Source organism: Desulfarculus baarsii DSM 2075 (assembly GCF_000143965.1).
Classification (GTDB): Bacteria; Desulfobacterota; Desulfarculia; order Desulfarculales; family Desulfarculaceae; genus Desulfarculus; species Desulfarculus baarsii.
In genome coordinates, this window is record NC_014365.1 from 1721218 (window position 1) to 1746611 (window position 25394).

General features: G+C 65.6%; 27 protein-coding genes. 13 read left to right on the plus strand and 14 right to left on the minus strand.

Annotation, left to right across the window (positions count from 1 at the left end):
* Positions 1–19: 19 nt before the first annotated feature.
* Positions 20–790 (plus strand): DUF4198 domain-containing protein, encoded by a 771-nt coding sequence (locus tag DEBA_RS07735; RefSeq protein ID WP_013258365.1) that lies wholly within the window; start codon positions 20–22, stop codon positions 788–790.
* Positions 787–1299, plus strand: a complete 513-nt coding sequence (locus tag DEBA_RS07740; protein ID WP_013258366.1) for a hypothetical protein — start codon at positions 787–789, stop codon at positions 1297–1299. Before DEBA_RS07735 ends, DEBA_RS07740 begins: the two co-directional genes overlap by 4 nt.
* 51 nt (positions 1300–1350) lie before the next feature.
* Here DEBA_RS07740 and DEBA_RS07745 read toward each other — a convergent pair whose 3' ends face one another.
* Together DEBA_RS07745 and DEBA_RS07750 are read right to left on the minus strand one after the other, a co-directional pair.
* A complete protein-coding gene (locus DEBA_RS07745) occupies positions 1351–2451 on the minus strand; it encodes an AI-2E family transporter (protein ID WP_013258367.1) in 1101 nt (366 codons plus the stop codon).
* The gene (locus DEBA_RS07750) at positions 2448–3278 is read right to left on the minus strand and encodes a carbon-nitrogen hydrolase family protein (protein WP_013258368.1); all 831 of its coding nucleotides are present in this window, start codon (positions 3276–3278) and stop codon (positions 2448–2450) included. The genes DEBA_RS07745 and DEBA_RS07750 overlap by 4 nt, the downstream gene beginning before the upstream one ends.
* Before the next feature lie 155 nt (positions 3279–3433).
* On the opposite strand from DEBA_RS07750, the gene DEBA_RS07755 reads away from it, so the two are divergent.
* The gene (locus DEBA_RS07755) at positions 3434–4279 is read left to right on the plus strand and encodes a DUF484 family protein (RefSeq protein ID WP_013258369.1); all 846 of its coding nucleotides are present in this window, start codon (positions 3434–3436) and stop codon (positions 4277–4279) included.
* A 4-nt stretch (positions 4280–4283) separates the two neighbouring features.
* Positions 4284–4703: an HIT family protein gene (locus DEBA_RS07760; RefSeq protein WP_013258370.1), complete on the plus strand. Its 420-nt coding sequence runs from the start codon at positions 4284–4286 to the stop codon at positions 4701–4703.
* A 55-nt stretch (positions 4704–4758) separates the two neighbouring features.
* On the opposite strand, the gene DEBA_RS07765 is transcribed toward DEBA_RS07760, so the two are convergent.
* Entirely contained in the window at positions 4759–6279 is a 1521-nt protein-coding gene (locus DEBA_RS07765) for a mechanosensitive ion channel family protein (protein WP_148227816.1), read from the minus strand.
* Positions 6280–6313: 34 nt separating this feature from the next.
* A complete protein-coding gene (trhA, locus tag DEBA_RS07770) occupies positions 6314–6967 on the minus strand; it encodes a PAQR family membrane homeostasis protein TrhA (RefSeq protein ID WP_013258372.1) in 654 nt (217 codons plus the stop codon).
* Positions 6968–7337: 370 nt separating this feature from the next.
* Here trhA and DEBA_RS07775 point away from each other — a divergent pair, with 370 nt between their 5' ends.
* The 9 genes from DEBA_RS07775 to DEBA_RS07815 all read left to right on the plus strand — a co-directional run bounded on the left by DEBA_RS07775 (position 7338) and on the right by DEBA_RS07815 (position 17624).
* Positions 7338–9158 carry an acyl-CoA dehydrogenase gene (locus DEBA_RS07775; RefSeq protein WP_013258373.1) on the plus strand — a complete coding sequence of 607 codons (1821 nt, stop codon included), beginning with the start codon at positions 7338–7340 and terminating at the stop codon, positions 9156–9158.
* Positions 9159–9285: 127 nt separating this feature from the next.
* Positions 9286–10644, plus strand: a complete 1359-nt coding sequence (locus tag DEBA_RS07780) for a sigma-54-dependent transcriptional regulator (protein ID WP_013258374.1) — start codon at positions 9286–9288, stop codon at positions 10642–10644.
* 169 nt (positions 10645–10813) lie between these two features.
* Positions 10814–12646, plus strand: a complete 1833-nt coding sequence (locus DEBA_RS07785; protein WP_013258375.1) for a sensor histidine kinase — start codon at positions 10814–10816, stop codon at positions 12644–12646.
* A gap of 8 nt (positions 12647–12654) precedes the next feature.
* A complete protein-coding gene (locus DEBA_RS07790; RefSeq protein WP_013258376.1) occupies positions 12655–13371 on the plus strand; it encodes a sigma-54-dependent transcriptional regulator in 717 nt (238 codons plus the stop codon).
* Positions 13361–13801 (plus strand): potassium channel family protein, encoded by a 441-nt coding sequence (locus tag DEBA_RS07795; RefSeq protein WP_013258377.1) that lies wholly within the window; start codon positions 13361–13363, stop codon positions 13799–13801. The genes DEBA_RS07790 and DEBA_RS07795 overlap by 11 nt, the downstream gene beginning before the upstream one ends.
* Entirely contained in the window at positions 13798–14460 is a 663-nt protein-coding gene (locus tag DEBA_RS07800) for an NAD-binding protein (protein ID WP_013258378.1), read from the plus strand. The genes DEBA_RS07795 and DEBA_RS07800 overlap by 4 nt, the downstream gene beginning before the upstream one ends.
* 13 nt (positions 14461–14473) lie before the next feature.
* The gene (locus DEBA_RS07805; RefSeq protein ID WP_013258379.1) at positions 14474–15991 is read left to right on the plus strand and encodes a TrkH family potassium uptake protein; all 1518 of its coding nucleotides are present in this window, start codon (positions 14474–14476) and stop codon (positions 15989–15991) included.
* Between the two features lie 56 nt (positions 15992–16047).
* The gene (locus tag DEBA_RS07810; protein ID WP_013258380.1) at positions 16048–17211 is read left to right on the plus strand and encodes a thiolase family protein; all 1164 of its coding nucleotides are present in this window, start codon (positions 16048–16050) and stop codon (positions 17209–17211) included.
* Positions 17212–17213: 2 nt separating this feature from the next.
* Positions 17214–17624, plus strand: coding sequence for a Zn-ribbon domain-containing OB-fold protein (locus tag DEBA_RS07815; protein WP_013258381.1), 411 nt, complete (start codon positions 17214–17216; stop codon positions 17622–17624).
* 22 nt (positions 17625–17646) lie between these two features.
* On the opposite strand, the gene DEBA_RS07820 is transcribed toward DEBA_RS07815, so the two are convergent.
* The 10 genes from DEBA_RS07820 to DEBA_RS07860 all read right to left on the minus strand — a co-directional run bounded on the left by DEBA_RS07820 (position 17647) and on the right by DEBA_RS07860 (position 25388).
* Positions 17647–18096 (minus strand): YaiI/YqxD family protein, encoded by a 450-nt coding sequence (locus tag DEBA_RS07820; protein WP_013258382.1) that lies wholly within the window; start codon positions 18094–18096, stop codon positions 17647–17649.
* Between the two features lie 42 nt (positions 18097–18138).
* Positions 18139–19797, minus strand: coding sequence for a glycerol-3-phosphate dehydrogenase/oxidase (locus DEBA_RS07825; RefSeq protein ID WP_013258383.1), 1659 nt, complete (start codon positions 19795–19797; stop codon positions 18139–18141).
* A gap of 127 nt (positions 19798–19924) precedes the next feature.
* Positions 19925–21112 carry a Bcr/CflA family efflux MFS transporter gene (locus DEBA_RS07830; RefSeq protein ID WP_013258384.1) on the minus strand — a complete coding sequence of 396 codons (1188 nt, stop codon included), beginning with the start codon at positions 21110–21112 and terminating at the stop codon, positions 19925–19927.
* 377 nt (positions 21113–21489) lie between these two features.
* On the minus strand, positions 21490–21807 hold the full coding sequence (locus DEBA_RS18100; protein ID WP_013258385.1) for a hypothetical protein: 318 nt from the start codon (positions 21805–21807) through the stop codon (positions 21490–21492).
* Between the two features lie 159 nt (positions 21808–21966).
* Positions 21967–22458 carry a hypothetical protein gene (locus DEBA_RS07840; protein WP_013258386.1) on the minus strand — a complete coding sequence of 164 codons (492 nt, stop codon included), beginning with the start codon at positions 22456–22458 and terminating at the stop codon, positions 21967–21969.
* 548 nt (positions 22459–23006) lie between these two features.
* A complete protein-coding gene (locus tag DEBA_RS07845; RefSeq protein ID WP_013258387.1) occupies positions 23007–23570 on the minus strand; it encodes a hypothetical protein in 564 nt (187 codons plus the stop codon).
* On the minus strand, positions 23571–24125 hold the full coding sequence (locus DEBA_RS07850) for a hypothetical protein (RefSeq protein ID WP_013258388.1): 555 nt from the start codon (positions 24123–24125) through the stop codon (positions 23571–23573). It lies immediately after the preceding gene.
* Complete coding sequence (locus DEBA_RS18885) at positions 24125–24259, minus strand: hypothetical protein (RefSeq protein ID WP_013258389.1); 135 nt, start codon at positions 24257–24259, stop codon at positions 24125–24127. Before DEBA_RS18885 ends, DEBA_RS07850 begins: the two co-directional genes overlap by 1 nt.
* Positions 24256–24807: a glycoside hydrolase family 108 protein gene (locus DEBA_RS16975; RefSeq protein ID WP_013258390.1), complete on the minus strand. Its 552-nt coding sequence runs from the start codon at positions 24805–24807 to the stop codon at positions 24256–24258. Before DEBA_RS16975 ends, DEBA_RS18885 begins: the two co-directional genes overlap by 4 nt.
* A gap of 2 nt (positions 24808–24809) precedes the next feature.
* Positions 24810–25388 carry a hypothetical protein gene (locus tag DEBA_RS07860; protein WP_013258391.1) on the minus strand — a complete coding sequence of 193 codons (579 nt, stop codon included), beginning with the start codon at positions 25386–25388 and terminating at the stop codon, positions 24810–24812.
* Positions 25389–25394: the final 6 nt, after the last annotated feature.

Here is a 25394-nt window from a genome sequence, read left to right on the forward strand (position 1 = left end):
AAACCAAAGGAGAGCAGTCATGAAAAACATGAAGCAGTTGAAATCATTGACCGTCGTCGCCGCCATGTCCCTGACCCTGGCCTTGGCCGGCCTGGCCCAGGCCCACGATCTGTGGCTGAGCGCCAATCAACCCGCCGAGGGCAAGGCGCTCAGCGTGCTGGTGGGCTATGGCCACGGTTTCCCCGCTGGCGAGGAGATCGAATTCGACATGCTGGAGCCGGTGGAGATCATCGGGGCCCAGGGCAAGATCGCCACCAAGCCCGGCCAGAAGCAGGAGTTCGTCAGCGACGCGCCCCTGGCCGCCGGCACGTACGTGGTCACCGGCGGGCGCAAGGCCCAGTGGTACACCAAAACGCCGGCCGGCTCGGTTAACGTGCCCAAAAACGAGGCCCCCGAGGCCATCTCGTGCCTGCGTTCGGTCAAATACGCCAAGGCCATCGTCAACCTGGGCGCGGCGGGCGACGTCTCCCAGCCCGTGGGCCAGACCCTGGAGATCGTGCCCCTGGCCAACCCCGGCGCGCTGAAGGTGGGCGATGATCTGCCCGTGCGGGTGCTGTTCGAGGGCAAACCCCTGGCCAAGGTCGAGGTGTTGGGCCTCTACGCCGGCTTCAGCCAGCACGAGGGGTCTTACGCTTTTTACGCCCGCACCGACAAGGACGGCAAGGCCTACGTCAAGCTGAGCGCCGCCGGCCAATGGCTGGTGCTGGCCAAACACAAGGTTCCCTTTGCCGACAAGGCCCAGTGTGACGAATACGCCCACACGGCCACCTTGACCTTTGACGTGAAATGACGACCAAGCTTCGACGGGAAACGCAAGCGGCCGGCCTCGTTTGGGGGCCGGCCCTGGCCGCGCTATTGCTGGCGGGTCTGTTGTTCGTGGGCGGCAGACCGGCCCTGGCCCACGGCGTGAGCCTGGAGGCCGGCCAAGGCCGGGCGGCCTGGGTCTTGGCCCAATATTCCGACGGCGAGCCCATGAGCTTTGCCAAGGTGCGCGTGCTGGGCCCACGGGGCCAAACGTATCAGATGGGCAACGCCGACGCCTCGGGGCGCTTTTGCTGGCAGCCCGACCAGCCTGGCCAGTGGACGGCGGTGATCGAGGACGGCCAGGGCCATCGCGGCCAGGTGAGCCTGGATTGGACCGGCGGCGACGCCCCCGTGGCCAGTCAACGCGGTGGCGGCGAAATGGTCGCCCAACCGCTGTGGACGCGGGCGTTGCTGGGCCTTTCGGCGATATTCTGCCTGGCGGGCCTGGTGTTTTGGCTGCTGGGCCGACGCGGCGCGGCGGTTGACAAGGGCTGATTGCCCGAAAACTTCGAAGCCCCGGCGGTCGAAGGCGGCCGCCGGGACTTTTCACGGCGTGGGGCCGTCGCCCGGCGTTTCGATGGGGCTATCCATGAAATAGTGCTCGTAGACCTCCAACAGCGAGATCAACACCGCCAGCACCAGCGGGCCCAAAATCAGCCCGACCATGCCAAAGACGCTCAAACCGCCAAGCACGCTGAAAAACGTCAGCAGTGGGTGGATGTTGCCGCCGCCGATCAGCCGTGGACGCAGAAAATTGTCGCAGATAACCTGCGAGGCCTCGCACCAGATCATCACGCCCACGCCCTGAAAGACATCGCCGCTGAGGATCAGGTAGGTTCCGGCCGGGATGAACAAAAGCGCCGTGCCCACCAGCGGCACCACCGAGGCGAAGACCATCACCGTGCCCCAGAACAAGGCGTGGGGCACGCCAAAGACGCCAAAACCCAAGCCGCCGGCCGTGCCCTGGATGACGGCCAGGAAAACCGTGCCGCGCATGGTGGTGCGCAGGGTGGAGAGGATGTCGTCGCGGATCTGGTTGGTGGTGTCGGCCGGCAGCGGCGAGAGGCGGATGGCCTTCTGGGCCATGCTCTGGCCGTCCATCAATAGATAAAAGGCCACGAACATCATCAGCGCGAAGCCGATGGCCAGGTTGGTGGCCCCGCGCAGCAGGTCGGTGAGGTTGGAGTAGAGCAGGTTGCTGACGTATTTGAGCGCCTCGGCGGCGTGTTGCAGGATGTCCATGCGGGTGATGCCGGTGTGCTCCTCGAGCTTGTCCAGGAAAGGCCCCAGGCGGCCCATGCCGCTGTTGAACATCTCGCTGAGCGAGTTGCCGGCCAACATGGCCGAGACGGTGTTGTAGAGATCCAAGGCCTGGGAGGTGATGACGCCGGTGATCAGCACCAGCGGCACGACGATGATGAGGATGAACAGCAGGCAGGTCAGGGCCGAGGCCAGGCCGCGCCGTTGGCGGGTGAGCTTGAGCATGAGGTCGTAGACCGGCCCGCCCACCACCACCAGCACGATGGCCAGAAAGATCGAGGTGAGGAACGGCTCGACCAGCAGATAGGCGCAGTAGAGCACGAAGAGGATGCAGGCGGCGAAAAACCAGCGACTGGTCGAGCTGGCAAACGGCTGATTGTGACTCATGGGCGGCCTTTCGCGCGCCAAGCGCGGGGCAGCAGCCTGGCGTGAAGGGTGGAGTCGAGCCGGCGACGAAAGCCTTCGACCACCTCGGCGTTCACCTCGGCCAGGGCCAGGCCCGGCCCAGGCGGGCATTGGGCCACGACCTCGCCCCAGGGGTTGGTGATCATGGCTTGGCCGAAGCTCTCGCGGCCCTGGCCGTGGGGGCCCCACTGGGCCGCCGCCAGCACGAAGCAGGCGTTTTCGACCGCCCTGGCCCGGACGAGAAGCTCCCAATGGGCCTGGCCGGTGAGCTTGGTGAAGGCGCTGGGCGCGGCGATGACCTGGGCCCCCAACAGGCGCAGGCGGCGGTGCAGTTCGGGGAACCGCAGATCGTAGCAGACGCACGGGCCCAGGCGGCCGATGGGCGTATCGACCACCGTCAGGCGGCGGCCGGGAGCCACCCGCCGCGACTCCAACAACGGCGCTTGGCCCGGCGCGGCCAGGTCGAACAGATGAATCTTGCGATAAACCCCGACCAGGCGGCCGGTCGGGTCCAACACCGGGCAGGTGTTGTGGGCCTTGCCGGGCGTGCGCGCGCGCTCGGCAAAGGTGCCGCCGACGATCCACAGGCCCAACTCGCGGGCCAGCGTCGCCAGGAAGCTCACCGTGGGGCCGGCGATGGTCTGGGGCTCGGCCAGGGGCAGGCCCTCGGGCTGCATGTGGGCGAAATGTTCGGGCAGCACGCACAGCCCCGCGCCCTGGCCGGCGGCGCGGCGCAACAGATCGGCGGCCTGGGCCAGATTGGCTTGGCGGTCGGCGCTGGAGTTCATTTGGATCACGGCGGCCAGCATCGGCTCTCTCCGGGGCTGAATGGGGTCATTATATGCGCCGCCAGCGCCGTCGGGAAGGCCAAAGCGCCGCGGCCAATTTATTGCCGGGCCCGGCGGCCTGTGCTAGCATGGGCCCGTATGTGGCCACGCCGGGCGCGCGGAGGGAGCTATAGCCTATGAACGGGCCGCCGGACATCGGGGCCTTGCTGGAGCAGGCCAGGCGCAACGAGGAGATCCTGCGGCGCACCGACCAGCTCGAGGAGTTCCTGCTTTCGCCAAGGGCGCTGAGGCCGCTGCTGGAGGGCCTGTGCCAGCGCGTGGCCGCGATATACGGCCTGGACGCGGTGAGCCTGGCCCTGGCCGACGACCACGCCGGCCTGCGCCTGGCCCTGGAGGCCGATGGCCCCCAAGCGCTGCCCGCTGGTTGTTTTCATTGCGCGCGGGTGGAGCTGCGCATGCTGGTGGGCGACCTGGAGCGGCCGCTTTTGAGCAACCGGGCCAGCGACGAGGCCTTGCGCTTTTTGTTTGGCCAGCGCGGCGGATTGTGCTCGGCGGCGGTGTTGCCGTTGTGGTCGCGGGGCCGCTGGCTGGGCTCGCTCAATCTGGGTTCGACCTCGCCCGAGCGCTATCATCAGGGCCTGGAGACCCACTTCGTGCGGCGGCTGGCCGCCAAGACGGCCCACAGCCTGGACGCGGCCGTGCTCTACGAGCAGAACCGCCTTTTCGAACGCCGCGAGGCGGCCATGGAAATGGCCGGGGCGGCCTGCCACGAGTTGGCCCAGCCCCTGACCGCCCTGGCCCTGCGGCTGGAGACGCTGATGCGCGGCCTGCCGGAGGGCGACCCGTTGCGCGGCCAGATGAACTCGCTGACCGCCGAGGTGGATCGAGTGGGCGAGCTGCTGCGAAAAATCAGTGAGGTCAACCGATACGTGACCAAGCCCTACGCCCAGGGCCTGCGCATAATCGATCTGCGAGCGGCCAGCGCCGCGGGCAAACCCTCAACGCCACCGGAGGAAGCTTGAGAAAATGAGCGACGAAACCTGCATCTTCTGTGACATCGCCGCCAACAAAATGCCGGCTTTCCGCATCTATGAAGACGACCGCACCCTGGCCTTCGCCGACATCAACCCGGCCACGCCCGGCCACACCCTGGTCATCCCCAAGCAGCACTACGTCAACATCATGGAGCTGACCCCCGGTGACGTGGCCGCCGTGCATCAGACCGTCCAGCGCGTGGCCCGGGCCATCAAGGCCACCCTCAAGCCCGAGGGCATCATGATCGCTCAGCTAAACGGCGCGGCCGCCGGTCAGGTGATCATGCACTATCACGTGCATCTGATCCCCCGCAACCCCGGCGACGCCCTTTCGGCCATGAGTTGGCAGATGAAGCCCGGCGACATGGCCCAGATCGAAAAATTGGCCGCCCAGATCGCTTCGGTGCTGTGAGGATCGCGCGCGGCGGCCCGCCGGCCGATGGCGCATCGGCGGGCCGTCCTTTGGGCTAGAGGCCAAGGGCGCTTTTGATCTTGCGCAGAATCTGGCCGATGCCGCCGGCGGCGTCGGCCGTCTTTTGCTGGGCCAGGGCTTGGGCCAGCTCCTGGTTGGCTCGCTGGCGTTGGTCCACCAACCGCGAGAGGTGATCGAGAAAGCTGGGGTGAGCGCGGATCAACTCGCGGAACAGGTCGGCCTTGATCTCCACCACCCGCGAGTCGCGCTCCAGGCGCACGCTTGCCGTGCGCGGCAGGCCCAGCAGCAGGGCCATCTCGCCCAGGCATTGGCCTTCCTCCAGGGTGGCCAACAGGGCTTGGCCGCCTTCGGGCGTCCGCTTGATGACCTGGGCGCGGCCCTGGGCCAGCAGGTATAGGCTGTCGCCGTGGTCGCCTTCGTTGAAGAGCATTTCGCCCGCGCCAAAGGTCAAAAGATTCATGCGGTCGGCCACGGCCAGCAGGTCGGGGGCCGAGACGCCCTGAAAGACCTCGCTATCGAGCAAAAGCGGCACGATGCGTTCGATCTGATCCTGGCGCTGCTCGTGGGCGCTGGGCTCGGGCGGCGGCGCGACCAGCGTGCGGATGGGGAAGGGGATTTCGATGCCCTCGCGCTGGAACTGATACCAGATCAGGCAGTTGACCTCGTCGCGGATGGCCTCTTGTCGGCCATAGTCCATGGTCCAGGCGTTTAGGCGATAGTTGATCGACGAATCGCCGAAGGACTCCAGAAACACCGACGGCGCGGGTTCGGCCAGCACCTCCGGGCACTGGCGGGCCGCGGCGATCATCGCCGCCTTGACCTGGTTGGGCGGGTGGCGGTAATGGGCCCCAACCTCCACGCGCACGCGGTGCAATGGCGAGGGCAGGGTATAGTTGGTGACGGTGTCTTTCATCACCACGTTGTTGGGCAGCAGGATGAAGTCGCCGTCGCGGGTCTCGATGCGCGTGCGCCGCCAGGTGACGTCGACCACCCGGCCCTCCATGCCGTTGACGTTGACCCAGTTGCCGTGGGCGATGGGCCGCTCGACGCCGATGACCAGGCCGGCCAGGACGCTGCCCAGCAGATCCTGGGAGGCCAGGCCCACCACGAACGACACCACCGCCGAGGTGGCCACCAGCGAGGTGACGTCCAGGTTGAGGTATTGGCGCAGGACGATCAGGGCGGCGATGAAGTCGGCCAGCAAGATCGCGCCCTGGCGCAGGATGTGGGGCACGTGGCGTTTTTGCAGACGGGCCAGCAGATAGCCCACGCCGATGGCGTCCACCGCCCGGATAATCAGCACCACGCCGGCGAAGATGATCAGGGCCTCGGAATAGGGCAGCAGGCGGGCCGGCCATGGCGTGGGCAGGTTGGCCGCGCCCACGCGCAATAAAAGCCCCAGCGCCGCCAGGTGCAGCGGAACTTTCAGCGCCGCCAGCGCGCCCAGCCGGCGCTGGCCCACGTGCATCACCACCAAAAAGGCCGCGTAAGCCAACAAGGGCAGGGCCATGGTCAGGTAACCGGGCAGTTGCTGGAGATCCAAGTTTCGTTCCACCTGGCCTTGCGCGGCGTCGGGCGCGCCCGGCGGCTTAGGGCATGTCGAGGATGTAGCTGTACATCAGCCAGAAATGGCAGAAGCTGCCGCCCAAAACGAAAAAGTGGAATATCTCGTGGAAGCCCAGGATTCCTGGCCAGGGGTCGGGCTTTTTGAACCCGTAGATCGCCGCGCCGATTGTGTAGGAGAGCCCGCCGCCGGCCAGCCACAACATGCCGCCCAGGGGGATGGCCTGGACCAGGGGGTAGATGGCCACCACGCACAGCCAGCCCATGGACAGATAAAAGATGGTGGTTAGCCAACGAGGCGCGTCCATCCAGACCAAAGTGAAGATCATGCCCACCAGGGCCATGCCCCAGGCCGCGCCGAAGATGCTCCAGCCCCAGCCGCCGCGGATGGCCACCAGGCAGAAAGGCGTGTAGGTGCCGGCGATGAGCATGTAGATCATGATATGATCAATGGCTCGGAAAATGCGTGTGCCCTTTTCGGAGAGGGGCAGCATGTGGTACAACGAGCTGGCGGTGTAGAGCAAGACCATCGACGAGCCGTAGATCGAAAACGACACCACGTGCCAAGCCGTGGCTTCCTTGGCGGCCAGAGTCACCAGCACCGCCAGGGCGATCACCGACAGGATGGCCCCCACCAAGTGCGACAGGCCATTGACCGGCTCTCTTAGGCGTAAAACCATGGGGCGCAACCTTTGCAAGAGATATTTATCCATTATTGATTTTAGGATATCCGCAACCAGGACCACGGTCAATGGTTCTGGGCGGGCCTTGGCCAAGAAAAAAGCTTGCCGCCGACGGCGCGCGGCGATAAGAAATCATGAATTACCGCTCATTTTTTCTTGACATGGCGGCCATAGTTCAACAAATTTTGTCAGTCCATGAAATCCCTTCGTGACAACGGCGCGTCGACGGCCGGTTTGGGCGCCGCGAGGGGCATGATGGGCCGCCCGGCCGTCGATGTAGCGGCGCGGCAAAATGCTAAGTCAAAATCGCCGGGCGCTTTCAGCTTGGCTGTGCAAAAACAACAGGCCCACAGAAAGGGGTATTTTAATGGGACTCAACTTCTTCAATCGTGACGACCGCGATATGAGGTTCGTGCTCTTCGAGTGGCTGGACATGGAAAAGGTTCTCGGCTACGAGAAATTTTCCGAGTTCGCCCTCGACGACTTCGCCATGATGTTTGACGAGGCCTACAAGATCGCCCGCGACTTCATCGGCCCCACCTTCAAGGACGGCGACGAGATCGGCGTCAAATATGAAGGCGGTCAAGTCACCGTGCCGCCGTCGTTCCACGAGGCCTTCAAGGCCATGGCCGAAAACGGCTGGATCGGCCTGGCCAGCCCGCCCGAGTACGGCGGACAGGGCATGCCCGCGGTGGTCAGCGGCGTGATCAACGAGTTCTTCAACGCCGCCCACTTCGCCTTCATGACCTATGTCGGCCTGTTGGTCTCCAACTCCGGCGTCATCGTCAACTATGGCACCGACAAAGACAAAGAGATGTTCGTCGAGCGGATGATCACCGGCGAGTTCGGCGGCACCATGTGCCTGACCGAGCCTGACGCCGGCTCCGACGTCGGCGATCTGCTGACCAAGGCCACCCCCGATCCCGACGCCGGCGATCCGCGCATCTACAAGATCGAAGGCAGCAAGCGCTTCATCACCTGCGGCCGCCACGACATGGTCGACGTCATCATCCACCTGGTGCTGGCCCGCATCGAGGGCGCGCCCAAGGGCACCAAGGGCATCAGCCTGTTCATCGTCCCCACCAAATGGGTCAACGAAGACGGCTCCATCGGCGAGGACAACGACGTCTTCTGCACCGGCATCGAGCACAAGATGGGCATCCATGGCTCGGCCACCTGCTCGCTGAGCTTCGGCGAAAACGGCAAGTGCCGGGGCATCCTCTTGGGCGAGCCCAACAGCGGCATGGCCAAGATGTTCCAGATGATGAACGAAGCCCGCATCGGCTGCGGCGTCCAGGCCAACGCCGCCGCCGCCGCCGCCTACGACGCCGCCCTGCAATACGCCAAGGAGCGCGTCCAGGGCCCGCCGTTCGTCGATCGCAGCAAGCCCCGCGTGCCGATCATCCAGCACGAGGACGTGCGCCGCATGTTGATGAACCTCAAGGCCGGCACCGAGGCCGCCCGCGCCATGATCGCCTACAACTTCTGGATGGTCGACGTCGCCCACAACGACCCCGATCCCGAGGTGCGCAAGGCCATGGGCATGCGCTCCGAGCTGATGACCCCCCTGCTCAAGTCCTACATCACCGACATGGGCGCCCAGCTCTGCCGCGACGCCATGCAGATCCTGGGCGGCGTGGGCTACTGCGCCGAGTTCCCCATCGAGCAGCACTACCGCGACATCAAAATCCTCTCCATCTGGGAAGGCACCAACTTCATCCAGAGCCTGGACCTGGTCGGCCGCAAGCTGGCCATGGCCGGCGGTTCGGTCTACCAGAACTTCCTCAAGGAGATCTTCGACTACACCGCGGCCTACAAGGAAGACCCCGACTTCGCCAAAGAGTTCAAGATGCTCTTCAAGGCCGCCCAGGCCACCGGCGACATCTCCATGAAGTACATGACCTACTTCAAGGAAGGCAAGATCCAGCTCATCCCCTTGAGCAGCACCCGCTTCCTGGACTGCCTGGCCGAAGTGACCATGGCCTACCTCATGCTCCAGCAGGGCCTCATCGCCCGCGACAAGCTGGCCGAGGCCAAGGAAGGCAGCGCCAACCACGCCTACTACACCGGCAAGGTGGCCAGCGTTAAGTACTTCTGCAACAACTTCCTGCCCAACATCTTCGCGCGGCACACCGCCATCTCGCAGGAAGACACCTCGGCCATCGATATCCCCGAGGCCAGCTTCTAAGGCCGCCTAGGCCGCGAAAGCGAACCGTCCGGGCTCCCCACGCGGGGGGCCCGGACTTTTTCGCCGGGCGATCGGGCCGATCGAGCATTTCCTTGCCAGCCGGCCCGAGCCGGGGCATAATGCCGCCATGACGGAAACCGGCGAAAAAAATCTCGCCCTGGGCGTCCTCGTCGTCGATGACGAGGCCAACATCCGCAAGACTGTCTCCTATTGCCTGAGCGACCAAGGCCACCGTGTCGTCGCCGTCGGCAACGCCGCCGACGCCCTTGAACAGGCCCGCCGCCGCTCCTTTGACCTGGCCTTTGTCGATCTGCGCCTGGGCGCGGAAAACGGCATGGCGCTGATCCCCGCCTTGCTGGCCGATTCACCCTGGGTCAAAATCGTCGTCATCACCGCCCACGCCTCCATCGAAAGCGTCGTGGAGGCCGTCAAGCTGGGCGCGGCCGACTACCTGGCCAAGCCCTTCACCCCCGATCAACTCCGGCTGGTCGCCGGGCGCATGGGCCAACTGCGGCGGATGGAAAGCGAACTGGCCGCCCTCCAGGCCGATGCGCGGGGACGCGGCCCGGAGGCCAGATTGCAAAGCCGCAGCGCCGGCATGCAACGGCTCATCGAGACGGCCCGAAAGGCCGCCGACTCGGAGGCCATCGTCCTGCTTTGCGGTGAAAGCGGCACGGGCAAATCTGTTTTCGCCAAGGCCATCCATCGCTGGAGCCCCAGGGCGGCCAAGCCCATGGGCGTGGTGGCCTGCCCGGCCATGCCCGCCGACCTGCTGGAGAGCGAGCTGTTCGGCCACGCCAAGGGCGCTTTCACCGGGGCGGTGCGCGACAACCCCGGGCGCATCGCCGCCTGCGAGGGCGGCACGCTTTTTTTGGATGAAATCGGCGACATGGCTCCCACCGTCCAGGCCAAGCTGCTGCGCTTCATCCAGGATAAAGAATACGAGCGGCTGGGCGAGTCCAAGGCGCGCAAGGCCGATGTGCGCATCGTCGCCGCCACCAACGCCGACCTGGAAGGCCGCGTGGCCGATGGTCGCTTTCGCGAGGATCTGTTCTATCGGCTCAACGTCATTTGCCTGACCATACCCCCCTTGCGCCAACGGCCGGAAGACATCATGCCCCTGGCCGCCGATTTTCTGGCCCATTTTTGCCGCGCCAACCACAAGGCCATTAGCGGCTTCAGCCCCCGGGCCGAACAGGCGCTGATCGGTCACGCCTGGCCGGGCAACGTGCGCCAACTGCGCAACGCCATCGAGCGGGCCGTCATCCTGGGCGGCGGCGCGTTGGTTGATCTGGCCGATCTGCCCGGCGACATCGCCCCCGACATCGGCGCGCCGGCCATCGGCGACAGGGCTCCGCTGGCGCTCATCGAAGAGCTGCACATCCGTGGCGTTTTGGCCAACACCGCTTCGCTGCAAGAGGCGGCCGAGGTGCTGGGCATCGATCAGGCCACCCTCTGGCGCCGGAGGAAGGCCTACGGCGTCTGACCGTTGGCCCATCCGCCTTGCGTTTTGCAAGCCGGCGGCGGCCCCGGCATTTCATATTTCAAGGCCAATCCCAGCTCTTATCGCGTTATCATGCTGAAATAATTGGGCTTGTATTGTGGCACGCCCATTGCTCCCTTGTCTGGCGCGGCCAAATGGAGGGGCGCTTCCCATGACATTGAAACGGAAAATCCTGACCGGCTATGGCGTGTCGTTCGTGCTTATGGGGCTGGTGGTGGCTTGGGCCATCGCCAACCTGATCGCGCTGGGCCGGGCCACCGACGCCATCCTCAGCGAAAACTATCGCAGCATCCTGGCCGCCGAAAACATGATCGACGCCCTGGAGCGCCAGGACAGCGGAGTGCTGTTGACGTTCCTGGGCGACGACGGGGAGGGGATCGCGCAGTATCGGGAAAACGAGGCGGTTTTTCTGGAGTGGCTGGCGCGGGCCAAGGACAACGTAACGGTCCGGGGTGAGGCCGATCTCGTCCGATCGATCGAAGCCGATTACGGGGCCTATCGCAAACTGTTTTCCGCGCCAGGCGGCCCGCGCGGGGCGGAAGCCGCGGCCAGGCCCGGCGTTCGTTACCAGCAGGCGATTCACCCGATTTTCGCCAAAGTGCGCCAGGCGTGCATAGACCTGCGCAATCTCAACGAACGGACCATGTACGCCGCCAGCGTCAGGGCTGGCGACGTGGCGCGTCGGGCGATCTGGTCGACGGCGCTGGTGGCGGCCTTGGCCCTGACGGCGGCCTTGGCGTTCAGCTTGTTGTTGTCCGAACGCCTGGTGCGGCCGTTGCGGCGCGTCACGGAGGCTTCGCGGAAAATCTCCTCGGGCGATTATGGCGTCCAGGTGCCGGTGGAGGCCGGTGACGAACTGGGAAACCTGGCCGGCGAGTTCAACCAGATGGCCCGGCGGCTGGCCAGCTATCACGAAATGAATATCGAGCAGATCATCGCCGAAAAAAACAAAAGCGAGGCGATCATCTCCAGCATCGAGGATGGCCTGGTGGTTTTCGACACCAATCTGAGGGTGGCCAGCATCAACCCGGCCGCCCGGGCCCTGCTGGAAATGCCTTTGGGCCAGGGTTCGGCTCCGTCGTGCGCCGACATCCTGCCCGACGAGCGCCTCTGCCAGATCATCCGCGCCGCCGTCGAAAACGGCGCGCGGCCCGCCCTGCCCGATGAACGCCGCGTCATCGCCATCCGCAAGGGCGAAACGACCAAGGAGTGCCTGTTTTCGGTCACGGCCATCCGTGGCGGGGACCGCCGGCTCTCCGGCGTGGTGCTTCTGCTCAGGGACGTCACCCGCCTCAAGGAAGTGGAGCGGCTCAAAAGCGAGTTCGTCATGGCCGCCTCCCACGAACTGCGCACGCCCCTGACCAGCCTGGGCATGAGCGTCGGCTTGTTGCTGGAGCACGCCGTCGCCGGGCTGGCCGAGCGGGACAGAGAGCTGCTCCAGGCCGCCCACGAGGAGATCCAGCGCATGAAGGCCCTGGTCGACGACCTGCTCGATCTTTCCAAGATCGAGGCCGGCCGGATCGAGTTGGAGTTCGAAAGCGTGTCCGTGGCGACCCTGTTCGATCACGCCAAGGCCGTGTTCAAAAACCAGTTGGAAATGAACGGAGTTTCGCTGACCGCCGAACTGGACGCCGCCGCGCCGCCCGTCCGCGCCGACGCCAACAAGATCACCTGGGTGCTGACCAACCTGATCTCCAACGCCTTGCGCTACGTGGGCAAGGGCGGCCACATCGCCCTGGCGGCCAGCGTGATCGGGCCGTGCGCGCATTTGTCGGTTCGAGATGATGGTCCGGGGATTCCGCCGGAGTTTCAGTCCAAGATTTTCCAGAAATTCGTCCAGGTTCAGGGCCGCGAGGCCGGGGGGACCGGCCTGGGGCTGGCAATCTGCAAGGAGATCGTGCGCGCCCACGGCGGGGCGATCTGGGTGGAGTCCGCGCCCGGCCAGGGCAGCAAGTTCATCTTTACGCTGCCTTTGGCCCGGTAGGGGGGGCCATGAACGACAAACGACTTCTGGTGGTGGACGACGAAAAGAACATCCGCCTGACCGTGACGCAGGCCCTGGAAGACCTGGGCTTGCCCGTACGCACGGCCGTCAACGGTGAGGAAGCCATGACCATGCTGGACGAGGAGCCATTTGACGTGGTGTTTCTTGACCTGAGGATGCCTGGCATGGACGGCATGGAGGCGTTGAGGCGCATCAGGGATGGCTGGCCGAAAACGCGGGTGATCGTCATCACCGCCCACGGCAAGATCGAATCGGCCGTGCAGGCCATGAAACTGGGCGCGCTGGATTTCGTCCAAAAGCCTTTCAGCCCGGCCGAGGTGCGCGAACTGGCGCTCAGGGCGCTGGAGGGCGGCGCGGAGGAAGCAAACGACGCCGAGGATTACTTTTCCCTGGTCCATCGCGTCAAGAATCACATCGCCGCCGGCGACTACCCCGCCGCCCGCCGCGCGGCCAGAAGGGCCATGGCCGCCGATCCGGCCCGGCCCCAGGCCTACAACCTGCTGGGCGCGCTGCTGGAGATCAAGGGCGAAGTCCTGCGGGCGCAGAAGTTCTATCGCGCGGCCCTGGATATCGATCCGGCCTTCGAGCCGGCTCAGGCCAACATCCGGCGCACAACATCGAGCAATGAATTCGGCGGGATCGACCTGGGGCCGGACGAAGGCGAGGCCCGGCGACCGGCCATGGAAAAGCAAAATGAAAAATGACCGCTACATCATCGTCGTCGGTTGCGGCCGGCTGGGCTCCCTGCTGGCCAATCAGCTCAGCCGCGCCGGCAACTCCGTCGTGGCCATCGACAAAAACGAACCCACTTTTGGCGCGCTGTCGCCCGAGTTCAGCGGCTTCAAGATTCATGGCGACGCCTCGCGCATGGCCGTGCTCAAGCAGGCCAAGCTCGATCGGGCCGACGTGTTGATCGCCACCACCCACGCCGACAACGTCAACCTGATGGTGGCCCAGGCCGCCCAGGTTATTTTCGGGGTGCGCCGTGTGTTGGCCAGGGTTTTCGACCCCAAGCGCGAGGAAGTTTACGCCCGCTTGGGCATCGAGACCATCTGCCCCACGTCCGTGGCCGCGGAGCTGTTTCTGCGCGCCCTCGCAGGCGGCGAGGCCCGGCGGCCAGGAGCGCGGGCATGAAAGCGCTCATCGCGGGGGGCGGCAAGGCGCTGTTTTTTATTTGCCGCAATCTGGCCGCGCGCGGCTGCCAGATCGTGGTCATCAACGGCGATAGCGAGGAATGCGTCCAACTGGCCCGCCAACTGCCGGCCACGGTGATCTGCGGCGACGCCAGCGACGCCGAGATTCTCGGTGAGGCCGGCGCGCGCCAGGCCGACGTGGTGCTGGCCATCACGCCCAACGACCAGGACAACCTGGTCATCTGCCAGTTGGCCGCGCGCACATTCGGCGCGCCCCGGACCGTGGCCCTGGCCAACGACCCGGACAACGTGGAGTTGTTTGAAAAACTGGGCGTGACCGGTTTTTCGATCACCAATATCGTTGGCAGCCTGATCGAGCAGCGGGCGGCGCTGGAGCAGATCACCAACCTGCTGCCGCTGGGCGACGGGCGGGTCAACGTCACGGAAATCGTCATCGACGAGCGTTCGCCGGTGGCGGGCAAATTCTTGCGCGACATCGTTCTGCCCGAAAACGCCCTGGTGGCGGTGGTGATCCGCGGCGAAAGGCCCATCGTGCCACGTGGGGCCAACGACCTTTTGGTCGGCGACCGCGTGGTGCTGATAACCTTGCCGGAAAACCACGGCCCGGCGCTGCGGGCGCTGGTGGGCCAACAAATTTGAATAGGCGCCAACCTTGCGTGAAAAACAATATCTTCTGCAACGTTACGCGGCGATAGCCTCGTCGATAGGCTTGATTTTGCTCTTGACCGGCGCGTTGATGTTCACGCCGCTTTTGGTTTTGCCCTGGCGCCCGGAAGAATTGGGCCAGGCCTGGGCCTTTGTCTTGCCCGCCGTCTGTCAATGCTCCTTGGGCCTTGTGCTGTGGCGGGCGTTCGGCGGCCGCGCCAGGGATGCGCTCACCGTCCAGGAGGGCGGGGTGATCGTGGTGCTTGGCTGGGCGCTGGTGATCTTGTTTTCGGCCTGGCCGTTCACGGCGGTGCTGGGCTTGCCATTTTCGCGGGCCGTGTTCGAATCGGTCAGCGGATGGACCACCACCGGGCTTTCGGTGGTGGATGTGACCCGCGCCGGCTGGATGATCCTGCTCTGGCGCAGCGTGATTCAACTGGCCGGCGGCGCGGGGCTGGCCATCATCATGCTTTCGGCCATCGTGGGGCCGGTGGGCGCGGGCGTGACCAGCGCCGAGGGGCGGGGCGATCAACTGGCCCCTCACGTGCGGCGATCGGCGCGGCTGGTGCTGGTGATCTATGGCTGCTACGCCATCGCCGGGACCGTGGCCTATTGGCTGGTGGGCATGTCGTTTTTCGACGCGCTCAATCACTCCTTCGCCGCGGTCTCCACGGGCGGATTTTCCACGCGGGTGGAAAGCATCGGCTATTGGGATTCGGCCGTCATCGAGGCCGTGACCATCCCGCTGATGATATTGGGCAACTTGAGCTTTGTCACGGCGTGGCTGCTGTGGCGCGGCCGGCTGCGCCTGGTGGCGCTCAACGGCGAGGCGCGCCTGATGGCCGTGCTGATCCCGTTATGCGCGGCGGCGGTTTTTTTGCTGACAAGCCGGGCGCTCTACCCGACGCTGGAAAAATCGCTGCGCGTGGCCCTGTTCGAGACGGTCACGGCCCTGACCACCACGGGCTTTTCCACCGTCGGCTATGGCGATTGGAACGCCTTTGGCTTGATGGCGCTGATCGTGCTGATGATCATCGGCGGCGGAACCTGCTCCACGGCCGGCGGCGTCAAGCAGTTTCGCGTCTATTTGCTGTGGCGGATGCTCTGCTGGGAAATCAAGCGCGGCCTCGTGCCCAAGTCCGTGGTTTTGGAGCGCCCATTGTGGGAAGGCGAGGCGCGCGTTTTTGTCGACGACGGCCGCGTGCGCCAAGCGGCGGTGTTTGTTTTTCTCTACCTGGCGACCTACATGCTGGGAGTCATGGTTTTGTGCGCCTGCGGTTACGATCTGAGCCAGGCGCTTTTCGAGTTCGCCTCGGCCATGGGCACGGTGGGCCTTTCCATCGGCGTGACCAGCGCCCAGATGCCCGACGTGGCCCTGTGGGCCGAGACGCTGGCCATGTTTCTGGGGCGGTTGGAGTTGATCGTGGTGGTGGTCAGCCTGCTCAAGCTGGGCGTGGACGGCCGCAAGATGCTGGCGCGTCGGCGGGGCGGCCGCACTCGGTCATTACATTGGGCGGCCCGATGATGCTAGCATGGGAAAGTGGCCGTTCCGCCGCGCGCGACAACGAAAGGGGCTTGCCAATGGGCTTGAGAGGAAAATACGCCATCGTCGGCGTGGGCTATACGCCGCAAGGGCGCTTGCCGGACCGCACAACCTTTAGCTTTCACCTGGAGGCCGTGGCCAACGCCATCGCCGACGCCGGCCTGAAAAAAGACGCCATCGACGGCTTGATCGCCTATCGGCACTTTCCCGCCTGCCCCGGCGAGCCCGACGTCACGCCTCAACTGATCGCCCAGGGCCTGGGCCTGACGCCGGACTACCTCTGCCAGGACGCCAACTGCTCGCGCAGCCACTTGCAGCAGGCCATCGGCGCCATCGAGGCCGGCTTTTGCAATTACGTGGCCATCTCCTACGGCCACAGCGGCCTGTCGGGCGGCGGCATGAATTTGCTGCTGGAGGAGATGGCGGGCAACGAGGTGGTTTTCGGGCATTTTGGCGCGGCGGGCGGCTACGCCCTGGCGGCGCGGCGGGGCATGCACGAGTTTTCCGCCGGCCCGGAAACGTGGAAGCACATCGCCATGGGCCAGCGCAAGTGGGCCGATCGCAACCCGGCGGCGATCATGCGCGGAAAGCCCATGACCGAGGCCGATTATTATGGCGCGCCGATGGTGGTCGATCCGCTGCGCCTGTTCGACTGCTGCCTGGTCAACGACGGCGGCCGGGCAATCATCGTCACCACCGCCGAAAGGGCCCGCGACCTCAAACAGCCGCCGGTGTTGATCCTGGGCCTGGGCCAGCACAACCCGTCCACCGAGATCGGCCAATCCCGATACATGGCCGGCCCCACGGGCTCGAAAAAGGCCGGCGAGGCGGCCTTGCGCATGGCCGGCGTGGGCTTGGCCGACGTCGACGCCTGCCAGATCTACGACTGCTTCAGCTACACCGTGGAGCTGACCCTGCAAGACTACGGCTTTTTCGGGCGCGGCGAAGGAAAAGACTGGTTTCAGGGCGGGACCATCGAGCCCGGCGGCCGCCTGCCCATAAACACCTCGGGCGGCCAGCTCTCCGAGGCCTATTTCATGGGCCTGACGCCCATTTCCGAGGCGGTGATGCAGTTGATGGGCCGCTGCGAAGATCGGCAATTGGGGCCGAAAACCAACACCAAAACGCCGGAAATCATCATGTGCAGCGATAACGGCGCTATTTTGCAATCGCAGTCTTGCTTCATTTTCGGGAGGGGATGATCATGCCCACGAACAGGCTTTTGCCCACGCCCGACGCCGATAGCAAACCGTTTTGGGACGGCTGCCGCGAGCACAAATTATTGTTTCAAAAATGCGCTTCCTGCGGCCATGTGCGTTGGCCGGCCGGCGTGATTTGCCCCCAATGCCACGGCCGCGACGCGCAATGGATCGAGGCCCGTGGTCAAGGCGTCGTTTATAGCTACGCCATTTATCACCAGGCGTTTCATCCGGCCTTTAAAGATAACCTGCCCTACGTTGTCGCCGTGGTGGAGCTGGCCGAGGGGCCGATGCTGCTCGGCAACATCGTCGATTGCCCCCAGCATGACCTGCGCTGCGACATGGCCGTGCAAGCGGCGTGGGACGACGTCACGGCCCAATGCAGCCTGCCCAAGTTCCGGCCGCTGGGGCCATAGGGAAGCCTGACTTCGGCCGGACTTATCGGCCCATGCGGCCGAGGTGGCGGTCCAGGGCGGCGGCGAAGCGTTCCTTGTCCTTGCGACCATAGGGCGCGGGGCCGCCGGTCTGCACGCCGGCCTCGCGCAGGCCGGTGAGGAAATCGCGCATGGAAAGGCGTTCGCGGACGTTTTCGGCGGTGTAGGTCTCGCCTCGGGGATTGATGGCCACGGCCCCGCGCTCGACCACCGCCGCGGCCAGGGGCAGGTCGGCGGTGACGACCAGGTCGCCAGGGCTGATTTCTTGAGCGATGTGCTTGTCGGCGCTATCCATGTCGCGGGGCACCACCACCGCGGTGATCAGCGGCGAGGGCGGGCGAAAGACCGGCCGGTCAGCCACCATGACCACGGCCACGGCCAGGCGGGCCGAGGCGCGAAAGACCAACTCCTTGGCCGGCTTGGGGCAACCGTCGGCGTCTATCCAAATCTTCACGTGTTTGACCTGATTTTCTTTTAAATTAAAAATGATAAGCAGTTAGCCAATAAAACGTTTGAGTGGTTGTCCCTGGGCCTGGCGCACCTGACGCGTCAGAAAAAAGGCCCGCCGCGCCAGGGTCAGTTCATCGTCGAGGCGCTTGTCGCCCCAGCCCAGTTCACGGGCCATGATCGTCGCCGCCCGCCTGACGGCCTCGTCCGGCGGCGGGCCGAACTTGCCCATCTCCGTGCGCCGCAGGATCACGTCGGCCAGGCGCGCGGCCATTTCGCGCCTGGCGGCGAAGGCCACCTGGCAGCCCAAGACCGGGCAATCGGCTGACAATGGCTGGGCCAGGGCTTGATCATCGGCGGCCAGGGCGGCCACCTGGGCGGCGTTATGACCGTAATCGACGGCCAAGCGATCCAGGGACGCCTGGTCGATGGCGGACGGCGGGTTGGCCGTGAGCGCGGCGGGCTCGTCCCACAGCGGCTGGCGAGCGGTGCGGCAGGCCCGCCCGCGCAGGCCCAGATGGGCCAAGACCAGGTCCACCGCCCGTTGGGCCAGGGCCCTGGCGGTGGTGAGCTCGACCGGGCTCAGGGCGAAAAGCCGCTTGGGGCCGCCCGAGATGGCCATGGCCCGCACCTGGGGCCTGGTGGAAAGGCCGCCGCCCAGCGGGGCCACGCCGCCCTGGGCCAGGGGCAGCAAGCCCCAGCGCACGGAGCACACTTCTTGCGGCTGAAGGGCCAGCTCTGGGCAAGCCCGGTTGAAAAGGCCCAAAAGGGTCAAAAAATCGTCGGCCCAGACGGCTGGGCGCTGGGGCGCGCCCAGGCTGAGGCGATAGGAAGCGCCCAGGATGGTTCGACCGCGCCACGGGGCCATGAACAGCAAGCGACCGCCACGGAGCGGATCCTTGTGGCGGCCAAACGGTGAACGCAGGGCCACCGCCGCCCGGCCGATCGGCCGGTCCAACACCACGTTGCAGCCCAGGGCCCATTGGGGCTGGCGCGGAGCCTGCCCCGTCAGCTCCCTGGTCCAGGGCCCGGCCGCCACCAGCACGGCCCTGCCGCGGATTTCCAACTCCGCGTCGTCGATGACGTCCCTGGCCCGCACGCCCACGGCCCAACCGTTGCGCGTGATCACCTCACGCACGTCCACGTAGTTGGCCACGGCCGCTCCACCGCGCCAGGCGGCGTCGGCCAGGGCCAGACAAAGGCGTTGGGCGTCGTCCAACTGGCCGTTATGCCACAGCAGGCCGGCTCGCGCGCCCCTGACCAGCGGCTCGGGCGCCCATCGGCCCAACTCGGCGGCGGGGATGACCTTGGCCTTGGGCGGGAGTGGTTCGTCCATGCCGCCGCGCAGCAGGCTGTGGGCTCGGCAGGCGGCGTTCAACAATGGCGGGAACTGCTTGAGGCCGTGACGCAAGGGCAACAGACAGGGCAGGGGCTGGGCCAGATGGGGGGCCAGGCGCAGGATGGTGGCGGTTTCCGCCAACGAAGTCCGCAGGCTGGCGACATCCAGCAGTCGCGGAGGGCTGGGCCAGCAGTCGAGCATTTGCAGGCTGTTGCCCGAGGTGGCCCCGCCAAAGTCGCCGCGTTCGACCAAGGCCACCTTCAGCCCGCGCAGTACGGCGTCCCAGGCCGCCCAAGCGCCGTGAACGCCCGCGCCGACCACGATCAGGTCGTATTCCCGGCTGGTCAATTGGGCCAGATCACGCCGCATGGAAAACCTCGCAATATAATCGGGCGTTGGGGCGCTGATGGCCGCAACGGGCCATTACGTGGCCATCAGCTTGCCGCGCCTGGCGAATATTACTCTGGCCCGGCCCCGGAAGCAAGCCGTGGGCGCTTTAGGATGTCGCCCGCGCGCTCATCGGCTCCAGGCCGGCCAGGCTGTGACGCATGGCCACCAGCGCCACAAACGCCGTCGCGCCGCCGACCATGGCCAGCGCGCCGATGACCGCGGCCTTGTCGGCCCAGGCCAATGAGGCCACGAACATGGCCACGGCCCCCGAGGACATGATCGCCAAGGCGATCAGCGAAGAGGCCGAACCCGTGTCGGCGCTGACCTGCTCCAGGATCAGGTTGTTGGCCGGCGGGCGGTTGAGGCCGATGCAAAACGACACAACCCACATCGGCAGGGCCACCATCCACGGGCTTTGTTGATGGGGCAGAAAGACCAGGCCGGCCCCGCCGACGGCCATGCCCACGAAACTGGTCAGCATGATCTTGAGCGGGCTGAAACCTCGTCCGAAAAACGAATAGCCATAAGCTCCCACCATCATGGCCAGGGCGTTGAAGCCGAAAAAATAGCCGAAAACGCTTTCACTGAGGCCAAAGCCGCTGATATAGATGGCCGGCGAGGCGGCGATAAAGGCGAACATGGCCAGGTTTGGCAGGGCCATGGCCGCGTTAAGGCAAGAAAAACGCCAGTTTTTGAACAGACGCGCATAGGCCAGAACGGCGTGGGACGCCTTTACCTTGATCGGCGCCTGGAGCGGCTCATTCATGCGCGCGATCTGCGGCAACACCGCCGCCGCCAGCAGCGCCTGGGCCGCGAAGACCCAGCGCCAGCTAAGCCAGGCCATGATCCAGCCGCCAAGCGTCGGGGCGAGCATGGGGGCCAAGGCGTTGATCACGCTGATGTAGGCCAGCACCTTGGCCCGTTGGCGCATTTCGAACAGATCCTTGGCCATGGCCATGGCCATCACCGTCGAGGCCGCCGCGCCGGCCGCCTGGGCCACCCGCGCCGCCAGCAGCATGGTCAACCCGTCGGCCATGGCGCAGCCCAGGCTGGCCACGATGAACAAACCCACGCCCCATAGCAGCGGCGGCCGTCGGCCCACGCGGTCGGAGACCGGCCCATAGACCAGCAAAAACACGCAATAAGTCACGAACCACAAGACGAGCGTCAGGTTGATCGCCGCTTCGGGCTGGCCCCAGAGTTTGCCCAGCAGCGGCAGTGCTGGCAGATACATGTCGGTGGACATGGGCGGGAAGGCCGTCAAAAGGGCCAGCAATATGATCGTTTTTCGCATATGGACGATTGGATCCTTAAAGTCGGCGCGGGCCGAACAACGGCCCGTAACCGGGGTGCGCGCCAAAAAGTCGCCATGGCCGGGCAGGACATCTATAAGAATTTACCGGCACCGGGGAGTGACGTCAAACAGGCCCCGGCGCGACCTCGTAAAAAAACGAATCGGCGGCCGGCGGGCGATATGGCCCAGTTCGAGAGTGCTGCACGGGGGCGTCCTACCCCGTGCGGCATCAGCTTGGCAAAAGCGCGGTTTTGCCAAGCCTCACGAATCGCTCGCCTGATCAGGCTCGCGATTTGGCGCGCCGTCCATGGCGCGCTTCGGCTGCTGCACGGTAGAATTCATGTTTCACAGGTTATTATCTGTTTTTACAACATTTGTTATGTTTCACCGTGCAGCAGCCCCAGTTCGTGGATCAGCGTCGAGGCGTCGCCATATTTGAGGATTTGGATCACGGCCTGGCCGTCGGGCGGAAAATGCACCGCCCCGCGCTTTCGCGCGTTTTGGCCGGTTTGCAGGTAGGTTTTCCCGCCCCGGGCCTTGATTCCGGCCAGCAGGTCTTTTAAACTGATTTCAGTGCCTGACGTGGAGTGTGCCCATCCGGCCCCCTGGGGTCGGCCCGGTACATGCGTTCCGTCAGGCACTTCTTTTTCCAGCTTGGCGTCATAGGCGCTGGGCGCGACACAACTGACAGCCACGACGCGCTCTTGTTGCCGGAAGATGAGTGACGGCGGCAATCATCCGTTTGGTTCTTGAAAACGGCCAGGCATGACGCCTTCGAGGGCCTCTCGCCAAAGAAAAGGCCGACCAGGGCGCGCCCCCGGCCGGCCTCGTGATCGAGGTGAAGCTCCCCGCGGCTACTGCCACTTTTCGCAGGGCGGAACCGCGGCGCAGTTGCCCATGGAAACGCCGCTGGGGCCTTTGACGCCTTTCAGGCCCAAAACGATATTGTTGGGCCCCATGGAGCACTTTTGTAGTTCGGCGGTGACGCTGACGCTGCCATCGGGCATCGCCGTTGGGTCAACGATCACGATGCCATGCACCGTGGCGGCGACCCATGTCCCGCTTTGCTCCATGTCGTAATTGAGTTCCAAAGCGAATTTCGTGAGGTTGTTGCCCATATTGTTCCACACGTAGGTGGGGTTGCCGGCTGGGCCGTTGTCCCAGAATTGGCAACTGCCGTCCGGGCTGACCATGTTGCCCCAACGCAGATTTTGCACGGAGCCGTCGGTCGGCCCCACAATGTTGAAGGTGATCTGCGATGGGCCCTCGGCAAGGGCCCGCGCGCAGGCGACCGCGCCAACGAACAAGGCAATGGCCAGGCTCACAAACACCACTCTCAGCTTCATCAGTTGCCCCCTTTGGTTATTTGATTCCAGCGTGTGCGGCTTGCGCCGCGGTGGAGCTTGGTTGCCCCCGAGACGAACTCAAAAGCCGGGGGCATGCGGATGGTTGGTGGCCGAAGACGCCGTGCGGCCTCGTTGCGGGCGGTGGCGTTTTGGTGGCGAAGCCAATGCCACGCATTTTATTAATGAATATATAGTAATAATATAGATATTACTCGGCAATGATCGGTGAAGTCCACAACATTTCTGTGCTTTGCCACGCGAAACGCAAAAATCTGTCAAACGAAACGCAAAAACCGGCGTGGCCGTTGGTGACTGTTCGTGGGTGCGGGGCGGCGGCTACTCCGCCAGCAGCCGGGCGAATTTGGCGCGCAGCCCTTGGCGCAGCGGCTCGGCCCCCGCGCTCAGGGCCGGGCTGTTTTGCGTGGGGGCGGATGGAAAAACTGGTGTGGGGTTAGCTGGGCTATATCCGCGCGCGCGAGCATCGCTGTGAGCCGCCACGCGAAACGCAAAAATCTGTCAAACGAAACGCAAAAACCAGCGTGGCTGTCCTACTTCTTCTCTTCTTCTTCGCTTTCGCCCCACAGCCCATCCAGGCTATCCAGCTCGTGGGGGTTCCATTTTTCCGGCGGGCGGGTGGCCAGGTCCACCGGCAGGGGCCGGGTCAGATGGGGCGCGGCCAGGCGCAGCAGGGTGGCCACGGCCTCACTGCAAAACAGCGCCCGTGGGCTGTCCAGGTCCAGGGCCAGGGGTTCGGCGGCGCAGCCGACAAAGTCGTAGGCCACGCCCGAGGCGGCCCAGGCGCGGGCCTGGTCGACCATGGCCTGGGCGGCGGCCGGGGTCAGGCCAGCCGGTCGCCGAAACCAGATCATCACGTCGCGGTCGATAAAAAGCGGGCCCAGCGGGCTGACGCCAAAGCCCGAGGCCAGGGCCTCGGCCACGTGCTGGTGGTCGAGCACCAGGCCGCAGTGGGTGGCCACCAGCCGGCCGGCGAAGTATCGCCCGGCGGCGGTGATGGCGGCGATGGGCCCGGCCAGCAGCCCGCGCCTGGTCGAAAACATCACCCAGCCGGGGCCGAAGTCCCGGCCGGGCCTGGGGCAAAGATTCAAGAGCATCTACTGGGCCTCGGGTTCGGCGGTGGTGGTGACGTCGTGGCGGTCGGTTGTCGTCGTGGTGGTGGGGTCCAGGCGCAGAATGGAGCCGTCACCGGGGCCATAGCCAGCCAGACTCTGATCACCGCTGGCGTTGAAGCTGCTGACATAGCGCGTGCCGGCGGCCGCGCCCACCGTCGCGGCCAGTTCGTTAGCAAAATAGCCGCTCACGCCCGCGCCCAGGATCGCCCCGGCCACGCCGCCGTATTGGGACAACACGTTCCAGCCGGGGTGGACGTATTGTTTGATCCCGTTGGCGTCGCCGCTGTAGACGCGCAGCGCCTTGACGTTGTTGAACACCATGGGTTGGTCGTTGTCGGCGGCGATGATCTCAAGGGTGGGCTTGCGCGCATCTTTCTGTGCCTGCATGTAGGCGTATTCGTCGGTGATCTCTTGCGTTTCGGTGACCTGGCGGCCCTGTTCGTCGGTGTAGGTTCGGGTGATCGTGCTGGTGGTGGCGCAGCCGCCAGCGGCCAGGGTCAGGGTCAGCAGTAGGGCCAGCGTCTTGAGTCGCGCCATCACAGCACCCCCAGCAGCCAGGCCCAGAGATCGGCCAGCGGCTCGGGGCAGGCGTAGCCCAGCGCGGCGGCCCCGGCGGCCAGGCCCGCGCCGATGGCGGCGATGATCTTCTTGTGCTTTTTGATCCAGTTCATGGTCTCTCCTTCGATATGAATTGACAAAGGGCGGCGCAGCGCCTGGTCCAGCCGAGCAAAAACACGGCCTGATCGGGCTTGGCGGCCACGCGCTGGGCGTGGGCCTCCATGCGCCGCCAGATCAGCGCGCCGGCCAGGCCGTGGGGGTTGGCATGGGCCTTGGCGGCGGCGATGCTGCGCGGGCCGATCACGCCGTCGGTGGCCACGCCCAGGGCCTCTTGCAGCCAGCGGGCCGGGCGGTCGGGGCCAAAGAGCACGGCCGCATCCATAAGCGTCACGGCCAGCGGCGGGGACAGCTCATCGCCGCCGATGGCCCGCCAATACTCGCGGTGGTAAAGCTCCAAGGCCCTGGCCAGCGTCGGCGGCCCGTCTCGCCAGGCCTCGGGGTGATGGGCGCGGGCTATGCCGTAGCGCGTCGCGCCGCCCGCGTCGGCCGGGTGGTCGCTGGTGGCGTCCCAACCTTCGTGCTCCAGCGTGAAGCCCATCGCCGCCAAAAATGCCGGTGGGTATTGGGCGGCAAAGGGTTGCAGGCGCGGATCGAGGCGCATGGCTATTGCCCGGCCATGGCGGCCTGCAGTTGTGCCGCCGTGGGCAGCGCCGCCAGCACGGCCGCCACATCGTCCGGCGTCTGGGCGGCGCTGATGGCCGCCCGCAAGGGCCGCATCAGGCCGATGAGCCGGGCGCGCATGGCGTCCCACTGCTGCTTGTTGGCCAGTATCCGCGCGGCCAGTTCGGCCACGCCCTGGCCGGTCGGCGCGGCCAGGGCGGCCAGCATGGCCGCCGCCGTGGCGTCAGTCTCATACGTCTTTGCCCAGAGCACCTGGGCGTCCTGGCTGTCGCGCTCGAACTGGGGGTAGCGGCTGGCCGGCTCGATCTGGTCGACCAAATGCTGGAAATGGGCCGCCAGCCCACGCAGGCCGTCGGCAACGGCCGTGGCCAATTGCTCGGCCGCGCTGGGCGCGGGGATGGCCGCAAACGCGCCGTCCACGTAGACATGGGCTTCGCGGTCGTACTGGCCGGTGGCTTCAATAACGCGCAACCCGGCGGCCAGGGCCTCGGCCTCTTGCTCGGCCGTCTGGCCGGCCAGCACGGCCACGATGCGCCCGCTATCATCTATATGGTAGATCACCTCGAT